Consider the following 24704-nt stretch of genomic DNA (forward strand, 5'->3'; position numbering starts at 1 on the left):
AGAAAGGGAGGCAAATGAGATGGAAACACTTTTGGTTTATAAAGACGATTCTTCTAATAAATTTTGGAAAATACAGACGCAACATACATCATTTACGATTACATACGGAAAAATTGGAACAAGCGGAGCGGTTAAAACGAAATCATTCAAATTAGAGGAAGAATGCAGGAAGGAAGCAGAAAAACTGATTAAAGCAAAAATGAAAAAAGGCTATCTTCCAGCTGAAAAAGAAGAAGGAATTATGAAAGATAGCCGGATGACTGAGCATGCGTTCTGGAATCTATTACAAACAGCCAAGGAGAGGGCGGGCGACAGTGAAGAACAAATTGAGATGCTGATCTATGCCTTATCAAAAATGCCTATTAAGGATCTTGCACGCTTCGATGCCATTCTTCAGAAGTACATGAACAACTCGTATTCTTCAAACCTTTGGGCTGCCGCCTATATTATTATGGGCGGATGCTCGGATGATTGTTTTGATTACTTTAGAGCATGGCTTATTTTCCAGGGGGAAAAGACCTGCGAAGCAGCCATATCCAATCCGGAAGTGCTGTTACCACTGCTTGAGAAGATGGAAGAAGAAGGTGAACTCCCTCAGCTAGAAGAACTTTTATCAGCTGCATGCATGGCTTTTGAAGAAAAAACAGGCCGGGATGATGATGACTATTACGAACTGTTTGATAAACTTGAAGGATTTGAGTCACAGCCTGAAATTGAATTGGACTGGGAAGAGGATGACGAGAAAGAACTGCAAAATAGGTTTCCAAAGCTATGGGAAAAATATGGTGAAGTACCGATGGAATGGTAGAAGGCTTGGGGTTGATACTCCAAGTTTTTTTATACAAGACGGTCTTTACCGCATTAAAGATAATACTGCCATCAATCACCATGTTTCACGACAATCCAAGATGCCGGCCAGCTGCTGATCCAAATTTAGTGACTTTCTCAGTTAACAATTGTATAAATATAGCTTGACATATGTTAGTTACAAAAATATAATTACTTACATAAAGTAAGTTTAATTCAAAGAATTTAAAGGGGGATTCATTTATGGAATTTCATCAGCACCCGAACACCTATGTTGGCCAAGTCAGCATCAAAGTTCAGGATCTGCACAGGGCATTAGCTTTTTATCAGGATGTGATCGGTTTTAAGATTCTTGATCAAACTGAGAGTCATGCCAATTTGACAGCTGACGGCAAGACGGTGCTTCTGTCACTTCTGCAGCCGGAAAATGTTTCAGCTAAACAGCCTCATACAACAGGGCTTTATCATTTTGCTTTGCTGCTTCCAAAACGCTCTGACTTAGGAAGAGTGCTGCAGCATTTAGTTCAGATCAGCTATCCGATTGGGGCATCCGATCATTATGTGAGTGAAGCTCTTTATTTAAATGATCCTGACGGCAACGGTATTGAAATTTATGCGGACCGGAAAGCATCTGAGTGGACATGGCAAGATGGTCAAGTGTCAATGGCGACTGAACCGCTTGACGGACAAAGTGTCTTAGCTGAAGGGAAAGGGGAACCATGGACTGTTCTTCCTGAAAAGACTGTAATGGGACATATCCATCTGCACGTTTCACATTTGAAGGATACTGAAGAATTTTATGGAAAAGGCTTGGGATTTGAAGTTGTCACCCGTTATGGCAGACAGGCTCTCTTCATGTCAACTGGCGGCTATCATCACCATATCGGGCTAAACACTTGGGCAGGAGAAGGTGCCAAAGCCCCGTCCGAAAACAGCGTCGGTTTAAAATGGTTTACACTCGTCTATGAGGATGAAGAAGCTAGAAATAAAGCTCTTCAGCAAGTAAAAGAATTAGGTGCAGAGGTTACGAAACTAAACGCTGACTATATTACGTCAGATCCATCCGGGAACCGGATCGTCTTAAAAATTTGAATACATGATGCAGTCTAATTGGCAAAGCCGATAAGGCTGTTTTTTTATGATAAACTGCATAGAAAAAAATTCCATGAACATTTTGTGAATGCGATTGTTTTCCTTAATAAATCGGAGTATAGTAAGGGTATAGAAAGTTAGTGAAAACATTCACAAACTTTCTTAACACAAGCTGGCTTGTCAAATTATTTCCCTTTTTTTAACTTATTATGTGAAAACATTCACAAAGAGGAGATGTTTAAGATGGCATGGTTTAGAGGAACAAAAATGGCAGTTATTTGGACGGTTTTGCGGATTTGGCTTGGAATACAATGGTTAGAAGCAGGCATTGGAAAAATCACAGGCGGTTTTGATGCAACAGGGTATCTGCAGGGGGCAATTGCAAAAGCGGGCGGAGATCATCCTGCCGTCCAAGGCTGGTATGCCGTTTTTCTGAAACATGCCGCTTTACCTAATGCTGAGCTGATTAATGTTCTGGTTCCATGGGGTGAAGCACTTGTCGGAATTGCATTAATCGCTGGACTTGCAACACTGCCGGCTCTTTTAGCAGGTGCATTTATGAATTTGAACTTTATGCTGGCAGGAACAACAAGCACGAATCCCATTCTCTATACCGCAGCTATGCTTTTGATGGCAGTTGGTGCTGCAGCCTGGTTTTACGGGGCAGACCGGTTTGTCATTCCGCATATTAAAAACTATTTGAAAAGAAATCAAGGACTGAAAAAAACGATACAGCATCATGCAGCAGCTCATTAATGAAAGCTGGCCAAAAAAATAATCTCTAGTATTTTTGTCCTGTTTACCACCTGAAACCTCGATCAGATTGGATCCGCAAGTATAGGCTAAAAGCGCCTTACTAGCGGATCCAAATCTGCCTTAAAGAAATCACCAAGGTGCTTGTCCTTTTCGATTTAAGTCGTCGGAGCTTCCATATCAGACCATTCTTCTTTTGAAGGTCCATAAGCGCCGGTTACTGGAAGTCCTGCCTGACGCATTAAAACAGTCAGCTGTCCCCGATGGTGGATTTCATGTTTAACGAAAAGAGATAATGTCATTCCGTTTTTCCACTGAAAACCAAACACTTCTTTTGTTTCCTGCATTTTCTCATCATCCCAATCACTTATGCCATCCAGCAGCGATTGAACCGTGACGCGGTATTGATCCGCAATTTCTTCAGCAGCAGCAGGGACTTCATTGTTTGCAGGTGCCTGAATCTTAACACCCATTGGTTCAAGCATTCCTCCAGCTGGCACTAAATGCCATGCCAGTTCACCAAGAGTACGATGCCCGGGTGCAATTTCTTGCTTTAATGAAGCATCTGTTAATGCATTCAGCAATTTTTGTGTGACGGCTGCTTCATTTTTGTAGTCGCTGATAAAGCTCTGTACAGTTAAATACATGTGATTAGCTCCCATCCGATTTTTATTTGCAAGAACATACGTACTGTTCATTTATAGAATTCTCCATAAAATCCTCATTTCCTTCTTAAAAATAGAAACGATTTTTTAATCTGAAAAAACACGTATAGAATATTTTTAACCTGCAGAAAATGAATGTGGTAATCATCTCCATTCCCTATATGACATTTATCATGTATCTAACATGACACCTATGTCTGCACAGGTGAATGGAAAGCGTTTATACTTTGAATTACCTTATTACGAAGGGAATCAAAAACGATGAGCAAAGAATTGCAAAAAAATTTACGAAAACAAGTAGCTCCATATGAAAAAGCAAATACGAAAGCAAGCATCATGCAGATAATTAATACATTAGGACCCTTCTTTATCCTTTGGGCGCTTGCGTATCAGAGTCTGTCGATTTCTTATTTCCTTACGCTTGGATTCGCTGTCCTTGCTGCCGGATTTTTAACAAGAATTTTCATTATTTTTCATGATTGCTGTCATCACTCGTTCTTTAAGAACCGAAAAGCAAATAAAATTCTCGGTACAATTACAGGTGTTTTAACGCTGTTTCCTTACAGCCAATGGCAGCACGATCATTCAATCCACCATGCAACAAGCAGTAATTTAGATAAACGCGGAACAGGCGATATCTGGGTTCTGACAGTTGATGAATATTTGGCAGAGCCGATGTGGCGCAGAATTGCCTACCGTTTATACCGCAATCCGCTAGTGATGTTCGGACTTGGACCAACCTATGTTTTTCTTTTCAAGAACCGTTTTAATAAAAAAGGTGCAAAAAGAAGCGAGAAAATGAACACGTACCTGACAAACGCATTAATTGCTGCAGCAGCGGCTGCTCTGTGTCTCACAATCGGCTGGGAAGCGTTTCTTTTAGTACAAGCACCGATTTTCTTAATCTCAGGATCTATGGGTGTATGGCTTTTCTACGTACAGCATACTTTTGAAGATTCTTATTTTGAAGAAGATGAAAACTGGGATTATGTAAAAGCAGCTGTAGAAGGAAGTTCATTCTATAAACTTCCAAAGCCGCTTCAATGGCTTACAGGCAATATCGGCTATCATCATGTTCATCACTTGAGCCCGAGAGTGCCGAACTACCGTTTAGAAGAAGCACACAATAACACAGCGCCACTTCAAAACATTCCGACGATTACCCTTGCAACTAGCCTGCAGTCCCTGAAATTCCGTCTATGGGATGAAAGAAGCAAAAAATTTGTAGGTTATAAAGAAATAAGAGCTCTCTCTAAAATGAGAAGCAGCCATCAAGTATAAGAATAATTGGAAAATACATGCAGTCTTAAATAGGCTGCATGTGTTTTATTATGATAAAATAGTTAGTAAAAAAGGAGTTTCCATCATGTTTAAACGATATTTTAATAACGGAATTTCTCCTTATATATGGGCCGTACTCAGCATTCTGCCATTTTATTTTATTCTTCAATCCTCCTCAACGGCTGAAATTATCATTGGCATATCTTTAACAATTTTATTTTTCATTATTTTCAGGTTCGCTTTTATTTCAAAGGGATGGCCGGTCTATCTATGGACATGTCTGTTAATCGGCATCTCCTTTACATCGATGTATTTATTCACTTATATCTACTTTGCGTTTTATATTGCTTACCTGATTGGAAATGTGAGGGACCGAATTGCTTTTCTTACCCTTTATGTCATCCATTTAGTCGTGACCACAGCTGCCATTAATTTCAGTATTATTTTACAGGAGGCATCTTTTTTAGAACAGCTCCCATTTATTATTATCACGTGCATCAGTGTCATTCTTCTGCCCTTTAATATCTATAATAAGAAGGAGAGGGGACAGCTTGAAGAAAAGCTTGAAGATGCCAACAAGAAAATTTCGGAGTTTGTAAAGCTTGAAGAGCGTCAGAGAATTGCCCGTGATCTGCATGATACGTTAGGACAAAAGTTATCGCTGATTGGTCTGAAAAGTGACCTTGCCAGAAAATTAATATATAAAGATCCTGAAAAAGCACGTGAAGAATTAAAGGATGTTCAGGCTACAGCAAGGACAGCCTTAAACGAAGTGAGAAAAATGGTTTCGCAAATGCGGGGCATCAGGCTTAAAGAAGAAATGGTCCGCGTCAAGCAGATTTTAAAAGCAGCAGAAATTGAGTTCGTTCTTGAGCAGGATGCGGCACTTTCTAATGTTTCCTTGCTTACAGAAAATATATTGAGCATGTGTTTAAAAGAAGCTGTAAACAATGTTGTAAGGCACAGTAAGGCAAAAACCTGTTATTTCCGGGTTGAACAGACGTGGGACGGAATTGTGATGACGGTCCGTGATGATGGAATCGGCAGCATTACTGAGGGTGATTTTACAAAAGGAAACGGGCTGAACGGCATGAAGGAACGCCTGGAATTTGTAAATGGAAGTCTCGAGATCAGGTCGGAAAAAGGAACAACGCTCATCATAAAAGTACCGAATGATGTAAAACAAAAAGATAAGGAGGATCTCATATGATCCGAATCGTGATTGCAGAGGATCAGCAAATGCTTTTGGGCGCACTAGGATCACTGCTGAATTTGGAAGATGATATGGAAGTTGTAGGGAAGGCTAATAACGGGGAAGAAGCTGTTGCCCTAGTGAAAAAATTCAATCCGGATATCTGCATCACTGACATTGAAATGCCGGGAATGAATGGGCTTGAAGCGGCCGAACAGCTAAAGGCAGAAGGCTGTAAAGTGATTATTTTAACCACGTTCTCACGTTCTGGATACTTTCAGCGTGCGGTAAAAGCCGGCGTAAGTGCCTACTTGTTAAAAGACAGCCCGAGCGAGGAGCTTGCAAGCTCCATCCGCAGCGTAATGGAAGGCAGACGAATCTATGCACCAGAACTCATGGATGATGTCTACAGTGAAGAAAATCCTTTAACCGATCGGGAGAAAGAAGTGCTTGAGCTGGTTGCAGACGGCATGAACACAAAAGAAATAGCCGAAGAACTAAGCATTAAAGCAGGAACCGTCCGGAACTATATCTCAACCATCTTTGAAAAGCTCGAAGTGAAAAATCGAATAGAGGCCATTTCCCAATCTAAAGAAAAGGGATGGTTCAAATAAATCGATGCAAACCTTGATAAAGTGGAGAACACTGAATTGAGGTTTTTTGTTTTGGCTGAATTAGGGGGTTGTTGGAAAAAAGAAAGTATATCGGACTGAATGGACAGTATTTTATAAAATAAGATAGTATTTATATCAGATTGGAAAGTAAAAGTCCTAACTTGGAAAGTAAATAGTCTTTTAATCAGTGCAAGTAAGGAAAGGATGCAAAAAAAAAACAATTTGCATCCTTCTTAATGATTATTTTACCGCACGATAGATCCGCTTTATAGTTTCAATATGCATGGCTTCATGATAAAAACTGAATAAAAAGGTCTCTCCTACAGTATTAAATGTAATGCCTGCCCGGTTAGTAAAAGGTTCTTTCAGCTTTTGATGAAAGTGTCCGGGAATGTATTCTTTTAATCGGTCCTTTTGATGATTCAGCACTTCTGACATCTCAGCAAATGAGGGCGGTGTGCCCTTCCAATCAGAAGGTTTAGTGCCGGCGCTGAAAAGCTCCTTATAGTTCCCGGGTACTCCTGATTCTGCGCCAGAGAGTTCAAAAACAAGCTTTTCCTGTATGCAGGCAATATGGCCAAAGTTCCAGCGGATGTTATTGTTGTAGCCTGGAGGAATGATGTCCGCTCTATCCTCAGGTATTCTGCTGAGCGTATTTTCTGTAATGCCTCTTACAATCTCCATGTGCTTCATAATAGTTTGTTCCACGCAATAATCACTCCTTTATATGAATGATTCGTTTCAATTCCCTCTTTTTCCTTTTAAAAAGGATTTTTGATTGCTCTTAAAGAATAATAATTTGGTAGTTCAAACTTTAAAGGTTCTGGGGGAACAAGATGTTAACTGAGATACAGCTAAATGAAATCAAGGTGCTTCAGCATGAATGCGAAGCGTTCGATCAAATACAATTAAAACTGAACTGGGATATGCTAAAGAATCGTTCTGAAAATGAAAAAAATGATTTTCTTCATTATGAAGAAGGAAAGCTTGCGGCATTTTTGGGCATATACAGTTTTGGGAAAAAAGCAGAACTGTGCGGTATGGTCAAACCAGAGTACAGAAGAAAAGGGATTTTTTCCAATCTTATGAAGCAGGTTTTGTCAGCTTGCACAGATAGACAGTTCAGGGAAGTTCTTTTAAATGCGCCTGCAAAGTCTCCTGCTGCAAAGGATTTTCTAAAAACCATCTCGTGTGAATATGGTTTCTCTGAATATCAAATGAAATGGTCAGAAAACGAGTCTCCGGTTCTGGACCGCCGGGTTTCTCTGAGAAAATCTGGGCCTGCTGACCGTGAACTTGAGATTGCGCTGGATGTAAGCTGCTTTGGATATTTGGAACAAGATGCATCCGATTACAATCATTCCATAAAAAGGGAAGATGATCAGGATTTTATCATCATTGAATTTGAAAACAAAGCAGTCGGGAAAATGCGTGTTTCTCATACGGGCGGGGAGGCCTGGATCTATGGATTTGCGGTACTGCCTGTTTACCAGGGCAGAGGAATCGGCAGAAATGCGCTGCAGAAGGTCATTGCGAAGGAAAATGAAGCACAATACCCGATCTTCCTTGAGGTTGAAGCTGAAAATGCTCATGCTCTTAAGCTATATGAATCATGCGGGTTCAGGTCGTTTCATGTTCAGGATTATTATGTGCTGCAGAATTAAATAGGAACATTCATTTTCTCCCGGTGGGCGTTATCATTTCATTTGATGACGCCTGTTTGAATAGCAGGTGCTTTTCATCATTTTACAGATGAATGGTGTCAGATATGAAAAACAGAGCATACTCTTATCAAATGACCAAGCATCATTCTGTTCACAGAATTCAGGGAGGAAAAGACGATCAGAAGCGGATCAGTATTTGTGGATTTTTTAATCGTAGATGAATCTAAGCTGGTTTCATTTCAGCCATTGGCAGGATCTTTTGTTGTTTTCAGAAGCAGGGGTAAAATTCTGCTTTGTTTCAGTATTAAGAGTAAGAAGTGGGAGCTTCCAGGCGGGAGAAGGAAAGCAGGAGAATCTCCTAAAGAATGTGCGATAAGAGAATTATTTGAGGAAACCGGGCAATTTATTCCGGATCTGGAATTTGCCGGATTGCTGAAAAAAAGAAAGAAACGCACTGGAAAAATAAAATACAGTCCCATTTTTTTCGCTTCTGCAAAGGAATTAATGCCATTTAACGTGAATAAAGAAACATCTGATATTCGTTTATGGAACCTTGGTGAACATATAGGGGCTGTAAATAAAACCGATTTCAGGCTGTTGACCTGTTTGGAAAAGATGATGGTAGATGGAAAATGGACTTGGAATGAAGGATCAGAATTTATAAAAAAAGATAATATGTGATAAAGGATGAGGAGCATGAACAAACGCCCGGAACAAAATGAATATGCAGCGTATTATGAAGGCTATATTCGTATGATACCTGAAGGGAACCTTGAACAAATTTTAAAAGAGCAAGTAAAGGATACCCTGTATTTGCTTAATCATCTTTCTGAGACTGAAGGAGAATTCAGGTACGCAGACGGGAAATGGAGCATAAAAGAAGTGATCGGCCATATTGTGGATACGGAAAGAATTATGGCTTACCGTCTTTTATCTATTGCGAGGGGAGATGCGGCGCAGCTTCCCGGCTACGATGAAAATGCATACGTAGCTCAAGCGGATTTTAATGGAGAGAAGATGGAAGATCTGCTTCAGAACCTCTTCGTTGTCCGGGAGGGAACGCTGCTCCTGCTTAAGAGTTTAAAAGAAAAAGACTGGATGAGATGGGGAACGGCAAATCAACTGGATGTTACCGTAAGGGCGATAGCATGCATTATTGCTGGCCATGAACTTCATCACCGGAAAATCCTTAAAGAACGCTATTTGGGAGCAAAGGAATTTTCAGCTGGTTAATAGTTGAAGATCACAGATGTTTCCTTTAGAAAAAATAGAATGAAGGTAAATATATGAAACGTTTTCACTATAGCTGGATTATTTTATCTGTCACTTTTTTTGCCATTATTGTTGCCGGTATTATCAGATCCTCCTCGGGAGTATTTATCGTGCCTTTTGAGAATGAATTTGGCTGGGGTCGTCCCGTCATCTCGCTCGCGTTTGCGATCAGCCTGTTTCTATACGGATTATCTGGTCCATTCATGGCTGCCCTCATTGAAGTGCTTGGCATTAAAAAGATGATGATTCTTGCAATGACCACTTTGCTTTCAGGAATTGTGCTTACTTTTTTCATGCAGGATTCCTGGCAGCTCATCCTCATATGGGGAGTTATTATCGGTCTTGGATCTGGTCTGTTTTTGACTGTACTGAGCCCCTATGTTGCAAATCGCTGGTTTGTTAAAAGGAGAGGGCTTGCAGTTGGAATTCTGACTGCAAGCACGGCTACCGGACAATTGATTTTACTGCCTGTTTTAGCGTGGATCACGGAAGCTTATTCATGGCGGGGAGCAATTGGACTCATTTTATTTCTTTGTCTTGGAATGTTTGTGATCATCCTTATTTTCATGAAGAATTCCCCAGAGGAAATCGGGATTCTGCCATATGGGTCAGTACTGAAAGAAGCGTGCGAAAGCGCGGGTCAAAAGAAAAATCCGATTATAATGGCATTTCAAGGCTTAATCGAAGCAATAAAAGCTAAGGAATTTTGGCTCCTTGCCGGAAGCTTTTTTATTTGCGGACTGTCAACGAGCGGATTAATCGGGACTCATTTTATTCCTGTTTGCTTAAGCTTTGGCATCCCGGCAGTAACGGCAGCGGGCTTGCTGTCTTTTATGGGCATATTTGATTTAATTGGAACAACGGCATCAGGCTGGCTTTCAGACCGGTTTGATAATCGCTGGCTTTTGTTTTGGTACTACGGGCTTAGGGGCTTGTCATTGCTGTTATTGCCATATGCATTATTTGAAGGATCTACTGCTCTATTAGTTATATTTTCTATTTTTTACGGTTTGGACTGGATTGCGACTGTACCCCCGACAATCGGGATATCCCGGCAAGTCTTCGGGGTTGAAAAGAGCGGGATTATCTATGGGTGGATTTTTGCTGCCCATCAGGCTGGCGCTGCAGCGGCTGCTTTCGGAGGGGGAATGATATATAAGGTTCTCAGCTCTTATACGTGGGCTTTTCTACTATCAGGTCTATTCTGTTTAGTGGCGAGTCTGTTTGTGCTGGTAATTAAGAAGCAGGAAGCGCCTGTGATAGGTAAAGACAGTGGTGTAAAAGGATAAGTAGAAAAAGCTGTGTCACTTGGACACAGCTTTCTGTCATGCCAGAGCTAAAAGGTCGCTTCCGCTTGAAGCTCCTGTTAATATCACAACTTTATTTTTAATGTTAGACATTTTCATAACCTCGCTTTGATAAGAATGATAAACAGGTATTTCTGTTTATAGAGGACGGTTTTTCCTGTTTGTACACAGTTAAACTTTATAACTGTATGCGGATAGAATGAAAGGAGCTGAATAAATGGACTCTGCCCTGCTGATGCTAGTGCCGCTTTTGCTTTATGCAGGAACTATTTTCCTTGGAATCTTTGCGATCATCTATTTTCTTAAATTAACAAAAGAAAGAAATGAAGTTTTAAAGGATATAAGAGAAGAATTAAAGAAAAGGAAACTTTAGCAGAATGCACTTGTTCATCAAAAAGATGAATAGAAAAATGGCTGCTGATATTCTGAAGTGGAGCTACGAACCGCCCTATGATTTTTACAACATGAAGCTTACAGAAGCCAATATAATTGGAATGCTTTCAAACTCCTATTATGCGGTGGTCGATGATAAGGGCAGATTGATGGGCTTTTTTTGCCTCGGTAAACCGGCTCAAGTTCCGGATGGGCCCATGGAGGAAGTCTATTTAGAAGATATGATTGATATTGGTCTGGGAATGAATCCGCATTTTACGGGTAAAGGAGCGGGAAGTGATTTCTTTTCTTATATTGTTTATCATGTCCGGATTGGATTTCCGTACATGCCGCTTCGTTTGACGGTTGCTTCTTTTAACAAAAGGGCTGCACGTGTTTATCAGAAAGCAGGTTTTGTAGAGACAGTGAGGTTTGATAAAGGAGGAGTAACATATAAAGTGATGGTGAAAAAAGCTTAGACAATGCTTGCATCTAAGCTTCTATCCTTTTAACATGGCGAAGAAATAAAAGATGCCGACTATCAATAATAGTCCTATTAATCCTAAAACCAGGATGCAAATGAGGAGAATCCATCCGAGTTTTTTTCGGTCTGTCCTAATAAAGAAGATGCATAATGTGATAATTCCAAAGAAAAACCCTAAAATGGCCCAGAGCCATTTATTTTTGTTATAGAGAGGTGCTTTAATAAACAAATAACCAGCGATGAAAATCGCTGTCACATAATACAGGATGCTTTCTGCCAATGGTAAACTCCTTTTCTGCTTGTAGCAGCAATTAATTTGTATCTTAAAAATTTTACCAGTTGTCCTTTCAGATTAGCAATATCTAAAAGCAATAAAATAGAGCATGAAATCTATGAGATTTCATGCTCTTAGCTTGTTCATTTATTCTATTAACTCTCAAACTGCTGTCTGATTCAGGATTTTTTCAATGAATTCCAGTGTCGTCTCAATAATCAGCTGCTGGTCATGGTCAAGCGTAGCAACATGGTAGCTGTTTTCAAGCGTGATCAGGTTTTTATCCTTCGAAGAAATCGTTTCATAAACCACCCGTGAGTTTTCCGGCGGCACAACGTTGTCCACTGAGGAGACAAAAATAAGCGCAGGACATGTGATTTCGTCCAGCTTGTTTTTCACTATGGCCATAAGTTTATTAATCTCTTTTAATGATTGAACCGGCGTTTTTTCATAAGCCAGCTCGGTCACTGCGGGGTTTTTAATATCAGATCCAATCGCGTCCAGGAATCTTGCCTGAATTTGCTGGGCGTCTGTCATTGCAGGAATATCGATTGCGGCATTTATTGGGATGATCGCTTTTATTTCCGGATGTTTTTGGGCGAGATGGAGGGTAAGCGTGCCCCCCATTGAAAGTCCTGTAACAAAAATGGTGCTGCAGCGCTCTGCAAGCCATTGGTACCCTTCTTCAACAGAAGCAGCCCAATCCTCATAAGTGGTTCCTTCCATTTCCTCATAGTGTGTTCCGTGACCTTTAAGCCGGGGTCCGCACACCGTGTATCCAGCTTTTGCGTAGGCTTCCCCAAGCGGGCGCATGCTCTGCGTTGAACCCGTGAATCCGTGTGATACAAGAATCCCGACTGAATTCCCTTCAAAATAAAAGGGTTCTGCTCCTTCGACTACCGGATATCTTTCTGACATTAACATAACCTCCTGCCGATAATTTAAAAACCTCAACGGTTTACCATTCGCTATGAAACATGCAATCTCCTACTAAAGGTTGAGATTCATCCATCCCTTTTTAGGATTCGCAAAATGAGAAATTGTGGTAAACTTTCATTTATCACAAGGTGGAGGGTGCGTTCATGAAACAGCTTAAACAGATTCATCCGCTTGGGTGGAACATCTTAATCGGCACGATTTTCGGGAGAATGGCAACATCGATGAGCATTCCATTTCTGGCAATCTATTTAACTCAGGTAAAAGGTGTTTCAGCGTCCATGACAGGAACGATTATTGCCGTCAGTTCACTCGCCGGCATCTTATCAAGCTTTTATGGGGGCTATTTATCTGACAAACTTGGCAGGAAAAAAGTGCTGCTGACATCCATCTTTCTTTGGGTGCTTGTCTTTATCGGTTTTGGGGTGGCAGACAGTGTACTATCCTTTTTTATCATGAATGCGCTGAATGGGGTGTGCAGATCGGTTTTTGAACCAACCTCGAGAGCGCTCCTGTCGGATATTACCGATCAGAAAAATAAACTGCTGATCTTTAATTTAAGGTATGCGGCCATCAATGTCGGGGTTGTGTTCGGACCGTTGCTTGGCATCTTTTTGGGATCAGCAAAAACGACCTTTCCCTTCTATATTGCAGCCGCGATTTATACCCTTTATGGCATCTCGCTGCTGCTTACATTTATGAAATCAGTCCTTGCAACTGAAGCAAATGAAACTTCGCGCATTTCATTTAGGGAGGCCATTCATATAACACGAAAAGATAAGCTGCTTTTGTTAACGTTAGTCGGCATTATCCTTTGCATTACAGGATTTTCACAGCTTACTTCTACATTGCCGCAATACTTTGCCATGTCTCCTCAAATAAAAGACGGGGCCAAAACGTTTTCCCTTCTGCTGTCGCTTAATGCAGTAATCGTTCTTATTATTCAGTACCCGGTCGTTCGAATAGCTGGGAAGTATTCGCCGATCCGATCGATTATGCTTGGGAATGTATTTGTCGGCTTGAGTCTTTTCAGCTTTGCGTTTGCAAAGGGCATTTGGATGATCGGCCTCGTTGTCATTTTCTTTACAGTGGGGGAGGTCCTGCTCTTTTCGATGATGGATGTCCTGATTGATGAAATTTCCAATCCTGATATGAAAGGCACATATTTTGGCGCAATGGGCTTTACTCAGTTTGGGAACGTTCTTGGTCCCTGGATGGGAGGACTGCTTTTGGATTCTTACGGTGTCAGTAATCCATCCATCTTATTCGGCTGTCTGATGATTATCACATTAAGCGGTCTGCCGGTTCTGCTGCTCGTGAAAAAAGAAATGGAAAAAAAGGTGAAAGGAACAATGATAAAACGGCATGTTCATGTTTAAAGAAGACAGGGAGCGTACAGATGCGCTTCCTGTTTTTTCGGGTTAAACGCTCTTACTTATGCTTGTTTTCTTTTTAGGTGATGAAAAAGGAAAAAATAAAAGCAGAAATGACAAGAAAGCCACGATTTCCAAGGAAAGAAGATACCAAGGATACGGCCCTAAAAAATCAAGCGGCGTAGGATTCACTGGTTTACGAGATAAAAACATATAATTACCGCCGGCCGTTTGATTGATGAAGAAAATAATAACTGCTGCTGCATTCAGAAATCCCATTGTTTTTAAGACAGATCTAAAGGTTACTTTGTATTTTTCAACACATACAAAGAAAAAACAGGTTAAGATAATGACCGAATGCGTCACAAAAAAGTGAAGAAAGCGCAGGTGCGGAAAGTTATAGTTCAGTTCAGGCGTGAGTAATGCGAAGAAAGCTCCTGCAAGGCCGGTAAAATAAACAACCTCAAATACACGCCTGCTTTTTGTAAACAGCAAAATAAAACATAAGAATAGACTGATGCTGCATAATTCCAGCGGAAGCGTGTAGGCAGCATTCCACGTTCCATTTAAAATCAGCCATAGGTGATAGGAGAGCTCGAAAATGAAACCGGTCCCTGCCAGAATCCACCTTGCTGCTTTATTCCTATTTTCATTCAGCAGTTTTTTTCTGAATAAGAAAAGAAGCCATAAAGTAAGGAGCAGCAGGAATATACTTGAAAAATGAACGGCTGAAAAAGCAGAAAACGGGTTGTCTTCATAACGCTGCTGGAAAATCTGATTCATAATTCATCCTCCTCCTCTATAAAGAATATAGGTTTTGGAAGTTGATTAAAAGATAAAATTTGGAAAAAAACAATTGATTATTATCAAAATATACATTATTATCATAAGTGATAATAAAACTAAGCAGTGAATATAATGGAGGAAATTGATGTGAATAAATCAAAGATGAACCTGATCTTGCATCCTGTGAGAATGAAGATTGTGCAATCTCTGCTGAACGGCAAAGAGATGACCGTTCAGCAATTAGGGGAGCGGACGAAAGATGTTCCTCAGGCTACACTTTACAGACATCTTAATAAACTTCTTGAAGCGGAGATCATTCACGTTGTAAAAGAAAACCAGATTAGAGGCACGATTGAAAAGGTATATGCGCTCAATGAACCATCCGTTCAGTCGCATGAAGATTTCTTAAACTTAACAAGTGAAGAACATTTAGAACTTTTTATGAATTTTACAACACAGCTGCTTGGAATGTATGAAAGTTATTTGCAAAATGGCAAAGCGGATTTGGTGAAAGATGGTGTAAGTTACGCTGTAGCAAACGTCCATTTATCAGATTCAGAATTTATGGAATTGGTAAAGGGCATCGCTGAACTCCTCCAAAACGCCATGCTAAATGAACCTTCGCCAGAACGGACAGGAAGAAACATTGCAACGATTGTCATTCCTGATAAAAAGACATAGGGGGAAGAGAGATGAAAAAAACGGATTTGAAATTGGCGCTGCTCATTGGAGTGATCTGTTTCGCGGCTGGATTTCTCCTCGTTCCGTACCAAATGAATGCGATGAAATCTGTACTGCCTGCAAGTGAATTTGAGAAGATGACTGGTGATATTTCGCTCGGATTTGTCTCATTGATCTCTTCCTTTCAATTATTTTTTATAAGTTTTATTCTTTCATGGATTGGTTTTAGACTTGCGCGCAAAACAGGCTTTTCGTTTGATATTCTTCAGTCACTCGTTCAAAAAGGACCAAAGAAATGGTTCCGTGCAAAAGCTCTGATGCTTGCTGTCCTTCTTGGTACAGTGACAGGATTTATCATAGCCGGAGGCGATCGTTTTTATTTTGAAAAGCACATTCCTCAAATTGAAGCAATGAATCCGGAGTTTTCTTGGATAGGGTTATTTGCAGGTGCTTTATACGGCGGCATTTTTGAAGAAACATTGCTGCGTTTATTCTTTGTCAGTCTGCTCGTATGGGTTTTTATCAACATTTTAAAAAGAGAGGACAGCACCTTTTACTGGGCAGCGATTCTCATTTCAGCACTCTTATTTGCCGGCGCACATTTGCCGTTTACAAACCTGCTTTTTGGCGAACTTACAGGGTTGATTGTTTTCCGCTGCTTTTTGCTGAACGGAATCGGAGCCATCTTTTTCGGCTATCTGTATTGGAAAAAAGGGTTTGAATATGCCATTGTTTCACATATGTTTGCCCATATTTCACTGCAGCTGGTGTTTATTCCACTATTCTATTAAAAAGGGAGCTTGAGGACAGATGATTGAAGTCGCGGGTGTTTCAAAAACGTTCGGAAGCGTGACGGTGCTTGAGAACGTCAATTTCAAAGCTGAAGAAGGAAAGATTGTAGGGCTCCTTGGACCGAATGGAGCTGGAAAAACAACATTTATCCGCATATTAAACGGGGTTATAAAAGCGGACAGCGGAATGATTTCGATCATGAACCATGATCCTGTGAAAAATGGTGATGAGATCAGAAAAATATCAGGCATTGTCACAGAAGGGGCAGGTTTGTATCATCAATTAAGCGGTGAAGAAAACTTAGCATTTTTTGCAGATTTATATGGGGTCAAGGATATTGAGAGAATTCATCAGCTGCTTCTGCTGTTTGATTTGGCTGATCATAAAGATAAACCTGCCGGGACATACAGCACAGGCATGAAAAAGAGACTGGCTCTCGCAAAGGCGCTTTTGCACAGTCCAAAATTGCTGTTTCTCGATGAACCGACAAACGGCCTCGATCCGGACGGCATCAAGATGGTGCTCGCTTATTTGAAAAAATACAACGAGGAAACCGGCACAACGATGATCATCTGTTCTCACGTTTTGCATCAGCTCGAACCGGTCTGTGATTCCTTTGCTTTTATTGAGAATCAAACCATTGTTGAACAAGGAACAAAAGCTGAACTTGAGAACAAATATTTAAAAGAAATAAAGATAAAAGTAAACACGGATTTATTCCTTCACGGAAAAGAATTTATGGCGTTTCCTTGTGAACAAGGGGGAGAAGGAGAAGTGATATTCACTCTGCCTGGAAAAGAAGATATTCCATTTTTACTGAAGGGGATTTTAGAAAACCATCATGTCTATTCAGCTGAAATCATCAATAATGACCTCGAATCCATTTATTTTAAAGTAAGGGAGAAGCACAATGAATAGTGTGATGATGAAAGCAATCATTAAAAAAGATTTAAGGGATATTTTCCGCAGTAAAAATTTATTTGCTACGCTCATTCTCATTCCGATTCTCTTTTCAGCGGTCATACCTGCAGCTGTTCTTGGAAGTGCTCTCTTTTTCGATATCGAAGAGCTGATGGGAAATGATGCACAGAAGATGATCAGCAGTTTCCTGACTCACCTGAAAAGTGAAGACCTTGCTCTTGAAACGAAGGAACAGCAATATGTTTTTTTATTTATCAACTACATGCTTCCGTCTTTATTTTTGCTGGTGCCGATTATTACAGCCAGTGTTGTCGCTGCCAATAGTTTTGTAGGGGAGAAGGAACGCCGAACCCTTGAGAGTCTGCTTTTTTCTCCTGTTCCGATAAAAACGCTCTTTGTGAGCAAAATCCTGGGATCCTTTATTCCGTCGCTGCTTGTTTCATGGCTGAGTTTTCTGCTTAGCGGTGTAATCATTAATGTACTTGGCTATCAGCTCTTTGGGCAAATGATTTTTCCTTCGGCCAATTGGCTGGCGCTGATCTTGTGTCTGTCGCCGATGGTGTCTCTCATGACGGTCTTGCTTAACGTCTTTATTTCCTCCCGTGTCAAATCGTATCAGGAAGCGCAAAACATTGGAGGCTTGATTATTCTTCCTGTTGTGGGAATGATGGCGGGCCAGGCAAGCGGGCTGTTTTTGGTTGGCGCACAGATAACACTGTTGATAGCTCTTGGGATTTTTATGGTGAATGTCATTTTGATGCAGAGAATCACGAAGTACAATGACAGGTATGTGCTGTTTGAAAAGCAGATTCATTGAGACCTGAGTTTTGATAGAACGTGAAAACCCCCGGAGCCAAACGGCAACGGGGGTCATTTTATTAAATCTTAAGATCAATCTTCGCGCTTTTCTTCAGTTCTTCTACTTTTTGAGCAAGCTTCTCCTGCTGTTTTTGCTGCTGAAGAGATTGTTCAATCTGAGGTTTTACTTCTTCAAGCTTTGGAACTTCCTGTCCGCTGCTTTTTCCTTGCTCTGCATATTGATCATATGTTTTTTGAATTTCTTCAACTGAGATCTCGCCTGCAGGCACTTCTTTTTCAATATACTGTCTGAATTTAATATCATCAGCAATTTGAGCTTCAAGTGTTTTCATGTCCATGCCTGATTTCTTAAGAGCGGCTTCGAATTCTTTTTCAGTTTTAAACTGTTTTTTCGTTTCATCAAGCTGTTTTTTTACGTCTTCATCAGAAGCTTTATAGCCTTTTTTGTCTGCTTCTTGAAGCAGCAGGGTTTGTCCGACTAAGCTGTCCAGTGTTTGTTTTTTCACTTGCTCTGCAGCTTCTTTAGAAGTAGGGTCTTGTCCCATTTGCTGCATTTGGCCCTGAGTTGATTGAAGGACGCTGTTATAATCGCTGCCAAGGATTTTCTCGTCATTTACAAGAGCAACAGTTTTCTTTTCATCTACTTGCTGTTTCTCTAATTTCTTTTGCATTTCTTCCATTTGCTTTTGCTGATCCTTCTGCTGATCAGTTTCGGCTGTTTTTGCTTTATCATCATTTTTCGCTTCTTTGCTTTCTTCATTTCCTCCGCATGCTGCTAAAACAACGGCCATTAGACCGGTTATTACTGGTAACATCACTTTTTTCATAATCGATCTCCTTCCTTCAAGCTAGAAGTATAATTTTTCTTTTGAAAAAAAATCATCTAGTGCGCATTATAAAGGAAATCAAGTGAAAAAGAAACCTTATGGGACGGATCTGACTAATTGTAACAGGATTGAAACGTTTAAAATCTGCAGATGGCAATAGGGAAATATGTTAGAATATGGGTATCTGAAAGAGAGGCGGGATAAAAATGGGAAGAGTGGCTGGATTTGAATGAAACAGCGCTGAGCCTGAAAAAGCAGCAGCTTTTTACTCAGCCGTTTTTGGCTGGACGGTGAGTGAACCTCTATGGGATTATAGGAATGTAACCACAGGAAAAGAGTCTGCTGCCGGCATAAATGGCGGAATCAGCAAGGGGCCGGATGATTATCCGCACGGAACAAGAATTCAAATCGAAGTTGATTCCACCAACGATGCACTTGCTTCTGCGAAAGCCAATGGTGCCGTAATTGTACGGGATAAGATGGAGTTTGATGACTTTTATCTTGCATATATGACTGATCCGACTGGAATTGGGTTTGGGGTTATCCAGAAGAAATAGATGATAGTTGAGAAAAAGGAGATTACCATGACACAGACACCTAACAGCAAACCATGTTCAGAATCAAGAGTTTTTCAAACAAACCGTGTACTGCCCCCTGATACGAACAATCATCACACATTGTTCGGAGGGAAATTAATGGCTTCAATCGACGTTGTAGCCTCTATCTCAGCTGCCAAGCATTGCCGTTCAGAATGCGTAACAGCATCAATGGATTCGGTAGATTTTCTGCATCCGATTCGGCCGACTGATGCGGTGCATCTTGAATCTTTTGTTACATATACAGGAAGATCATCAATGGAGATATTTGTGAAAGTCACGGCAGAAGATTTAGTGAGCGGTGAATCGAGAGTCGCAGCGACAAGCTTTATCACGTTTGTTTCACTGAATGAGCAGGGAAAGCCGAAAGAAGTTCCAAGAGTTTACCCTGAAACGGATGAGGAGAAATATTTATTCAATTCAGCTGAAGAGCGCTCGCTGATCAGGAAAGCCAGAAGAAAAGCAAGTATTGCGTTCTCTGAGGAAATTAAAAAATATTGAGTAATATGCTGAAAAAAAGGGAAGATCCATTGCGGGTCTTCCCTTAAATCTGATGAAAAATTGATTTATTCTGACAAAACACTATTTTTCACTGACAGAATCCGATGGTCGTGCCTCTAAAATTTATCCGGAAACTGCTTCATGATTCCTGCAGAAAGAACATCGGCCATCATCAGCAGATGGTCTAATCCTTTATCAAATGCCAGTATACTGGCATTCCAATCTTTCTTAAGCCTTGCCGTAACATCATCTGTTACGAATTGCAGATGCATATACAATAAGTCCTTCAGTTCTTTTTCAGACCAATTCGGATTGGCGCTGCTCAAGAATTTCGCAATGTCATCGGCATTCTTATACCATTCAGCATTAAACTTCTTAAAGTCTGATTGATTGCCGCTTTTTGCAGCTGCCGTTAATTTTCCTGCAATCAGAATGTGTTCTCTTAATAATTCCGCAAGTTTGTTTCCTGCTTCTTCACCGTAGAAAGGCTTAATGGCATTGCCGATGTCATCCTGATTTTTCAAAAGTCTTGCTAGCAGTTCTTTTTGATTTTCAAGTCCATTAATCGAGCTGACAATATAGCTTTTTGTCCAAATCGCATGATCGATCCAGAGCCTTCTCATGCCTTCCTTTAGGGCAAGAGCCTCTTTTGTTATGCACTCCGTTTGTTCCCTGGATTCTGCTTTTGCTTCTTGTGCTGCCGGCGACAAGGTAAAAGCTATCGTCATTATGATTAGACCGGCAGTTATAAAAAGTTTTTTCACATAGATCATCTCCTTAAGGTTTTTGTAAATTGTTCCATCATTAGTTTGCATAAAAGACCAAAATCCATTCTTCAAAATCCATATTGACTTTTTAAATAGAGCATCATATAGTTAAATTTGTTAATAGTTAAACAAGTGAACAATTAAACAATAGAACAATCGTTGAAATGGGGTGATGAAATGTCAGGAGAAAACATAAAAGAACTTGTCGATCGCTACATAAAGGTTTCTTTCTCCGTTACAAGCATTGCAGAGACTCTGGTTAAAGAGCAGATTGGGAGCGATCTGACAAATGACCAGCACTACATGCTCAGATATATCAATCAGGCAAACTCATGTACATCTTCTGAGCTTTCAGAAGTGTTCAATGTGAAAAAAAGTGCGATAACCGCAATTATTACAAGAATGTATGAAAAAGGACTGATTGAGCGGACGCGTGATGAAAATGACCGCCGCGTCGTTTATTTGACGCTGACTGAAAAAGGAAATGACATGTTTGAAAAAGCGGAAGACCGCATTCATAAGCTCGTGGAATCTTTTATTAATAAGTTTGATCCAATGGAAATTAAACAATTTATTGAAACCTACGAAAAGCTCAACCAAGTATTAATCGAAAGCAAAGAAGATTAACTGGGGGAAGATCATGAAGACAATTATTAAAAGCAAATGGCTTGTTCTGATTGCCTGGATTGCTGTTGTGGCAGGGTTATTGTTTGCAGCCCCGAATATGGCGGACTTAGTCAGGGAAAAAGGACAGATTGATGTGCCAGAAGGATACTCCTCTTCATATGCCTCTGAGATTTTAGACGAAGTGCAAAGGGATGAAGGCGGCGGAGATGAAAGCAGTGTGGCCCTGGTTTTTTACAGTGAAAAACAACTGACGAAAACAGAAATTGCCGAAGCTGAAAAAGCGATCAGGCTGCTTGAGAAAAAGGAAGATAAACTTGGCATTACAGAAATTCTCACGCATTTTAACGAAGAAAGCTTAAAAGAACAGCTTGTATCGAAGGATGGAAAAGCGATCTTGGCATCTGTCAATGTAGCTTTGAATGACAGAGAGCCTAGTGAGGTCAGAGAAGCCCTGTACGGTGCGATCGAAGATGTGAAGGTGGAACACGATTATACGGGAAACTGGATGATTAATGAAGATTTGATGAAAAGCTCAGAAGAGGGGCTTAAAAAGACAGAAGGCATTACAGTTGTCTTTATTTTAGGGGTTCTGCTCCTTGTTTTCAGATCGATTGTCGCGCCGCTTATTCCGCTGCTTGCAGTTGGATTCAGTTATTTGGCTTCGCAGTCGATTGTGTCATTTTTAGTCGATTCCTTTAATTTTCCGATTTCAAACTATACACAAATCTTTTTAGTTGCGGTCCTGTTTGGGATCGGAACGGATTACTGTATTTTAATTCTAAGCAGGTTTAAAGAAGAATTATCTGCTCATGAAACGGTGCCTGAAGCCATTGTGGCAACTTACCGAAATGCAGGACGCACCGTGTTTTTCAGCGGTGCTGCCGTAATGATCGGTTTTGCGGCAATCGGTTTTTCACAGTTTAAACTCTATCAATCTGCTTCAGCGGTTGCTGTTGGGGTTGCTATTTTACTAGTGGCTTTGTTTACGATTGTTCCATTTTTCATGGCGGTTTTAGGCGGAAAGATTTTCTGGCCGTCCAAAAGCAAAGCAGAGCATGGGGAAAGCAGACTTTGGGCAGTATTAGGAAGGTTTTCGCTTGCACGTCCTTTTCTGTCGCTTTTGATAGTTGCTGCGATATGCGTGCCATTTCTGGCAGTTTATGACGGAGAATTATCTTTTGATTCACTTGAAGAAGTCAGCGGGGATGTAGAGTCAATCAAAGCATTCAATGCGATCGCAGACAGCTTTGGTCCAGGGGAGTCCATGCCGACTCAGATTGTCATGAAAAATGATGAAAAAATGGATTCAGCAGAATATGCGGCACTTGCAGAAAAAATCAGCCAGGAGCTCGAAAAAGTGGACCTGGTCGATAACGTTCGTTCTGTGACCCGTCCGGCAGGAGAACCGATCGAAGATTTCTTTGTCGCCAAACAGGCGGAAAACCTTGGAGAGGGAATTGGAGATGGGAAAGAAGGACTTGATGAGATCAGCAAAGGTCTAAATGAAGCAGGCAGCGAGCTTTCTAAGTCAGAGCCGGAGCTGAATGATGCAACAGAGGGGATAAACGGCTTAATTTCCGGTACTTCTGAGCTTCAATCCGGACTGACTGAAGTTCAGGCGAATTTAGCAAAAATCGAAAATGGAATTCGTCAGGGTTCAGCAGGATCAGGAGAAATTAAGAAAGGACTGGAGCAGGCTAAAGCCGGCAGTGAGGAATTGCTTGCGGGCTATAATGAGCTCCTTAATAGTTACAAAGATATTCAGGGGAATTTGCAAAACTTGAGTATTCAATATGCACAGATTCAAAATGGCCTTTCAGCTTTAAGTGGTGCCATGGCTCAAACCGAGAAGGATTTTGCCTATCTTGAAAATAAATACACAGGTATAAAAGATGAAGAACAGTATCAAAACATAAAGGGAACAGTGGGAGCATCCCAGCGAGAGCTGACTAAGATTTCAGCAGGATTAGCAGAAATGAACTCCGGTTTATCAAGATTGACAGCAGGCATGAATCAGGCAAACGCAGGTTTTGCTGAAGCGAATACAGGCCAGGCTGGAATTTCCGGAGGTTTTGATGCACTCATAAAAGGTATGGATCAGCAGCTCTCAGGACTGGGTCAGCTCGCTGACGGTCAAGGGCAAATTATAGAGAACATGCCGAAGTTTACGGATGGACTTAACGGAATCAACTCCGGACAAAGGCAGCTGCTTGAGGGGTTTGGAGATCTAGGAGGCCAATTAGGGCAGCTGACAGATGGTCTGAATCAGAGTGCAGATGGCCTCAATCAAGTTTCAGACGGACTTGGATCCGCTCAGGATTACCTTGCAGGTTTATCAAAAACATCAGATACAAATGGTTTTTACTTGCCTCAAGAAGTGTTGGAGAGCAAAGAATTTGAACAGGCGCTGGATGCCTACATGTCAGAGGACCGCAAAACAATGACTTTGGATGTTGTCATGGAATCAAGTCCTTATTCAAATGAAGCAATTGAACAAGTGCCTGAAATGAAAGAAGCGGTAGAGAGAGCTGTGAAAGATACGAAACTTGAAAACGCAGTCGTCGCAGTCGGCGGAATTACAAGCACGAATGCAGACTTAAGCACAGTTTCGGCACAGGACTATTCTAGAACGGTTGTCCTGATGCTTGTGGGAATCTCAATTATTCTAATCTTCATGTTCCGATCTATTATTATGCCAATCTATATTATCGGATCCTTAGTCTTGGCTTATTTTACATCTATGGCTATTAATGAAGTAATCTTTGTAGACATTCTGCAGTATGCCGGCATCAGCTGGGCAGTGCCATTCTTTGGATTTGTTATTTTAGTCGCTCTTGGAGTTGATTACAGCATCTTCCTCATGGATAGATTTAACGAATACCGTGATCTCTCAGTAGGAGAAGCGATGCTCATGGCTATGAAGAAAATGGGAACTGTCATTATTTCAGCAGCAGTTATCCTTGGCGGAACCTTTGCTGCGATGATGCCGTCTGGAATGCTGTCATTGCTGCAGATTGCATCCATTATATTAATAGGATTGTTCTTATATGCGCTGGTGATTCTTCCGCTGTTTATTCCGGTAATGGTGAAGAGTTTTGGGCAGGGGAACTGGTGGCCTTTTAAGAGGGTTTCGAACTGAATAGGATAAAAAGCAAGCCGTTCTCTTGGGGACGGCTTGTTCTGCAGATTGAGTTATTTACTAAAAATAAAAAGTAATAGCAGCGACTGGAAATTTATAGGTAATATTGATAAGCTAATGAGTGGAATTAGCAGGTATCATTGTCCTCATTCTTTAATAAAA

At 40.9% G+C, this 24704-nt stretch carries 27 protein-coding genes and 1 pseudogene; 21 read left to right on the forward strand and 7 right to left on the reverse strand.

Annotated elements, in window-relative coordinates:
- The first annotated feature begins 19 nt into the window (after window positions 1-19).
- From ABEQ24_RS00360 to ABEQ24_RS00370, 3 genes are all read left to right on the forward strand, one after another.
- Window positions 20-808 (forward strand): DUF4240 domain-containing protein, encoded by a 789-nt coding sequence (locus ABEQ24_RS00360; RefSeq protein ID WP_430004905.1) that lies wholly within the window; start codon window positions 20-22, stop codon window positions 806-808.
- A 242-nt stretch (window positions 809-1050) separates the two neighbouring features.
- Window positions 1051-1899 carry a VOC family protein gene (locus ABEQ24_RS00365; protein ID WP_430004906.1) on the forward strand — a complete coding sequence of 283 codons (849 nt, stop codon included), beginning with the start codon at window positions 1051-1053 and terminating at the stop codon, window positions 1897-1899.
- Window positions 1900-2142: 243 nt separating this feature from the next.
- Window positions 2143-2655 carry a DoxX family membrane protein gene (locus tag ABEQ24_RS00370; protein ID WP_430004907.1) on the forward strand — a complete coding sequence of 171 codons (513 nt, stop codon included), beginning with the start codon at window positions 2143-2145 and terminating at the stop codon, window positions 2653-2655.
- A 155-nt stretch (window positions 2656-2810) separates the two neighbouring features.
- Here the strand turns inward: ABEQ24_RS00370 and ABEQ24_RS00375 are convergent, their stop codons facing one another.
- Window positions 2811-3350, reverse strand: coding sequence for a DinB family protein (locus ABEQ24_RS00375; RefSeq protein ID WP_430004908.1), 540 nt, complete (start codon window positions 3348-3350; stop codon window positions 2811-2813).
- A gap of 228 nt (window positions 3351-3578) precedes the next feature.
- Between ABEQ24_RS00375 and ABEQ24_RS00380 the strand changes: the two genes are divergently transcribed.
- The 3 genes from ABEQ24_RS00380 (at window position 3579) to ABEQ24_RS00390 (ending at window position 6404) form a co-directional block, all read left to right on the forward strand.
- Window positions 3579-4598: a fatty acid desaturase gene (locus ABEQ24_RS00380; RefSeq protein WP_430004909.1), complete on the forward strand. Its 1020-nt coding sequence runs from the start codon at window positions 3579-3581 to the stop codon at window positions 4596-4598.
- An 85-nt stretch (window positions 4599-4683) separates the two neighbouring features.
- Window positions 4684-5808, forward strand: coding sequence for a sensor histidine kinase (locus tag ABEQ24_RS00385; protein ID WP_430004910.1), 1125 nt, complete (start codon window positions 4684-4686; stop codon window positions 5806-5808).
- A complete protein-coding gene (locus ABEQ24_RS00390; RefSeq protein ID WP_430004911.1) occupies window positions 5805-6404 on the forward strand; it encodes a response regulator transcription factor in 600 nt (199 codons plus the stop codon). Before ABEQ24_RS00385 ends, ABEQ24_RS00390 begins: the two co-directional genes overlap by 4 nt.
- Before the next feature lie 240 nt (window positions 6405-6644).
- On the opposite strand, the gene ABEQ24_RS00395 is transcribed toward ABEQ24_RS00390, so the two are convergent.
- Window positions 6645-7112: a DinB family protein gene (locus ABEQ24_RS00395; protein WP_430004912.1), complete on the reverse strand. Its 468-nt coding sequence runs from the start codon at window positions 7110-7112 to the stop codon at window positions 6645-6647.
- 128 nt (window positions 7113-7240) lie between these two features.
- Here ABEQ24_RS00395 and ABEQ24_RS00400 point away from each other — a divergent pair, with 128 nt between their 5' ends.
- From ABEQ24_RS00400 to ABEQ24_RS00425, 6 genes are all read left to right on the forward strand, one after another.
- Window positions 7241-8068, forward strand: a complete 828-nt coding sequence (locus ABEQ24_RS00400; RefSeq protein ID WP_430004913.1) for a GNAT family N-acetyltransferase — start codon at window positions 7241-7243, stop codon at window positions 8066-8068.
- Window positions 8069-8266: 198 nt separating this feature from the next.
- Window positions 8267-8749 carry an NUDIX hydrolase gene (locus tag ABEQ24_RS00405; protein WP_430004914.1) on the forward strand — a complete coding sequence of 161 codons (483 nt, stop codon included), beginning with the start codon at window positions 8267-8269 and terminating at the stop codon, window positions 8747-8749.
- A 15-nt stretch (window positions 8750-8764) separates the two neighbouring features.
- Window positions 8765-9301 (forward strand): DinB family protein, encoded by a 537-nt coding sequence (locus tag ABEQ24_RS00410; RefSeq protein ID WP_430004915.1) that lies wholly within the window; start codon window positions 8765-8767, stop codon window positions 9299-9301.
- A gap of 53 nt (window positions 9302-9354) precedes the next feature.
- Window positions 9355-10629: an MFS transporter gene (locus tag ABEQ24_RS00415; protein WP_430004916.1), complete on the forward strand. Its 1275-nt coding sequence runs from the start codon at window positions 9355-9357 to the stop codon at window positions 10627-10629.
- A gap of 235 nt (window positions 10630-10864) precedes the next feature.
- Window positions 10865-11020: a hypothetical protein gene (locus ABEQ24_RS00420; protein WP_165970924.1), complete on the forward strand. Its 156-nt coding sequence runs from the start codon at window positions 10865-10867 to the stop codon at window positions 11018-11020.
- 37 nt (window positions 11021-11057) lie between these two features.
- Window positions 11058-11498, forward strand: coding sequence for a GNAT family N-acetyltransferase (locus tag ABEQ24_RS00425; RefSeq protein ID WP_430004917.1), 441 nt, complete (start codon window positions 11058-11060; stop codon window positions 11496-11498).
- Window positions 11499-11519: 21 nt separating this feature from the next.
- Here ABEQ24_RS00425 and ABEQ24_RS00430 read toward each other — a convergent pair whose 3' ends face one another.
- Together ABEQ24_RS00430 and ABEQ24_RS00435 are read right to left on the reverse strand one after the other, a co-directional pair.
- Window positions 11520-11783 (reverse strand): hypothetical protein, encoded by a 264-nt coding sequence (locus ABEQ24_RS00430; RefSeq protein WP_430004918.1) that lies wholly within the window; start codon window positions 11781-11783, stop codon window positions 11520-11522.
- 156 nt (window positions 11784-11939) lie between these two features.
- Window positions 11940-12695 carry an alpha/beta hydrolase gene (locus ABEQ24_RS00435; protein WP_430004919.1) on the reverse strand — a complete coding sequence of 252 codons (756 nt, stop codon included), beginning with the start codon at window positions 12693-12695 and terminating at the stop codon, window positions 11940-11942.
- 164 nt (window positions 12696-12859) lie between these two features.
- Here ABEQ24_RS00435 and ABEQ24_RS00440 point away from each other — a divergent pair, with 164 nt between their 5' ends.
- The gene (locus tag ABEQ24_RS00440; protein WP_430004920.1) at window positions 12860-14092 is read left to right on the forward strand and encodes an MDR family MFS transporter; all 1233 of its coding nucleotides are present in this window, start codon (window positions 12860-12862) and stop codon (window positions 14090-14092) included.
- A 42-nt stretch (window positions 14093-14134) separates the two neighbouring features.
- Here ABEQ24_RS00440 and ABEQ24_RS00445 read toward each other — a convergent pair whose 3' ends face one another.
- Window positions 14135-14869, reverse strand: coding sequence for a TIGR02206 family membrane protein (locus ABEQ24_RS00445; protein WP_430004921.1), 735 nt, complete (start codon window positions 14867-14869; stop codon window positions 14135-14137).
- A gap of 150 nt (window positions 14870-15019) precedes the next feature.
- Here ABEQ24_RS00445 and ABEQ24_RS00450 point away from each other — a divergent pair, with 150 nt between their 5' ends.
- Genes ABEQ24_RS00450 through ABEQ24_RS00465 form a run of 4 tightly spaced genes read left to right on the forward strand, consistent with a single transcriptional unit; the run spans window position 15020 to window position 18083 of the window.
- Window positions 15020-15553: a helix-turn-helix domain-containing protein gene (locus tag ABEQ24_RS00450; RefSeq protein WP_430004922.1), complete on the forward strand. Its 534-nt coding sequence runs from the start codon at window positions 15020-15022 to the stop codon at window positions 15551-15553.
- An 11-nt stretch (window positions 15554-15564) separates the two neighbouring features.
- Complete coding sequence (locus tag ABEQ24_RS00455; protein WP_430004923.1) at window positions 15565-16344, forward strand: CPBP family glutamic-type intramembrane protease; 780 nt, start codon at window positions 15565-15567, stop codon at window positions 16342-16344.
- Window positions 16345-16363: 19 nt separating this feature from the next.
- Window positions 16364-17263 (forward strand): ABC transporter ATP-binding protein, encoded by a 900-nt coding sequence (locus ABEQ24_RS00460; RefSeq protein ID WP_430004924.1) that lies wholly within the window; start codon window positions 16364-16366, stop codon window positions 17261-17263.
- Complete coding sequence (locus tag ABEQ24_RS00465; RefSeq protein WP_430004925.1) at window positions 17256-18083, forward strand: ABC transporter permease subunit; 828 nt, start codon at window positions 17256-17258, stop codon at window positions 18081-18083. The genes ABEQ24_RS00460 and ABEQ24_RS00465 overlap by 8 nt, the downstream gene beginning before the upstream one ends.
- A gap of 61 nt (window positions 18084-18144) precedes the next feature.
- Here the strand turns inward: ABEQ24_RS00465 and ABEQ24_RS00470 are convergent, their stop codons facing one another.
- The gene (locus tag ABEQ24_RS00470; protein WP_430004926.1) at window positions 18145-18912 is read right to left on the reverse strand and encodes a SurA N-terminal domain-containing protein; all 768 of its coding nucleotides are present in this window, start codon (window positions 18910-18912) and stop codon (window positions 18145-18147) included.
- 251 nt (window positions 18913-19163) lie between these two features.
- Between ABEQ24_RS00470 and ABEQ24_RS00475 the strand changes: the two are divergent.
- Window positions 19164-19469, forward strand: a pseudogene (locus ABEQ24_RS00475) (VOC family protein); the annotation flags it as partial.
- Window positions 19470-19496: 27 nt separating this feature from the next.
- Window positions 19497-20009, forward strand: coding sequence for an acyl-CoA thioesterase (locus tag ABEQ24_RS00480; protein WP_430004927.1), 513 nt, complete (start codon window positions 19497-19499; stop codon window positions 20007-20009).
- A 116-nt stretch (window positions 20010-20125) separates the two neighbouring features.
- Here the strand turns inward: ABEQ24_RS00480 and ABEQ24_RS00485 are convergent, their stop codons facing one another.
- The gene (locus ABEQ24_RS00485) at window positions 20126-20773 is read right to left on the reverse strand and encodes a glycosyltransferase (protein ID WP_430004928.1); all 648 of its coding nucleotides are present in this window, start codon (window positions 20771-20773) and stop codon (window positions 20126-20128) included.
- A 180-nt stretch (window positions 20774-20953) separates the two neighbouring features.
- On the opposite strand from ABEQ24_RS00485, the gene ABEQ24_RS00490 reads away from it, so the two are divergent.
- Window positions 20954-21403, forward strand: coding sequence for a MarR family winged helix-turn-helix transcriptional regulator (locus ABEQ24_RS00490; RefSeq protein WP_430004929.1), 450 nt, complete (start codon window positions 20954-20956; stop codon window positions 21401-21403).
- A gap of 13 nt (window positions 21404-21416) precedes the next feature.
- Window positions 21417-24542, forward strand: a complete 3126-nt coding sequence (locus ABEQ24_RS00495) for an MMPL family transporter (protein WP_430004930.1) — start codon at window positions 21417-21419, stop codon at window positions 24540-24542.
- Window positions 24543-24704 lie beyond the last annotated feature (162 nt).

Source organism: Metabacillus idriensis (genome assembly GCF_050483325.1).
Classification (GTDB): domain Bacteria; phylum Bacillota; class Bacilli; order Bacillales; family Bacillaceae; genus Bacillus_P; species Bacillus_P idriensis_A.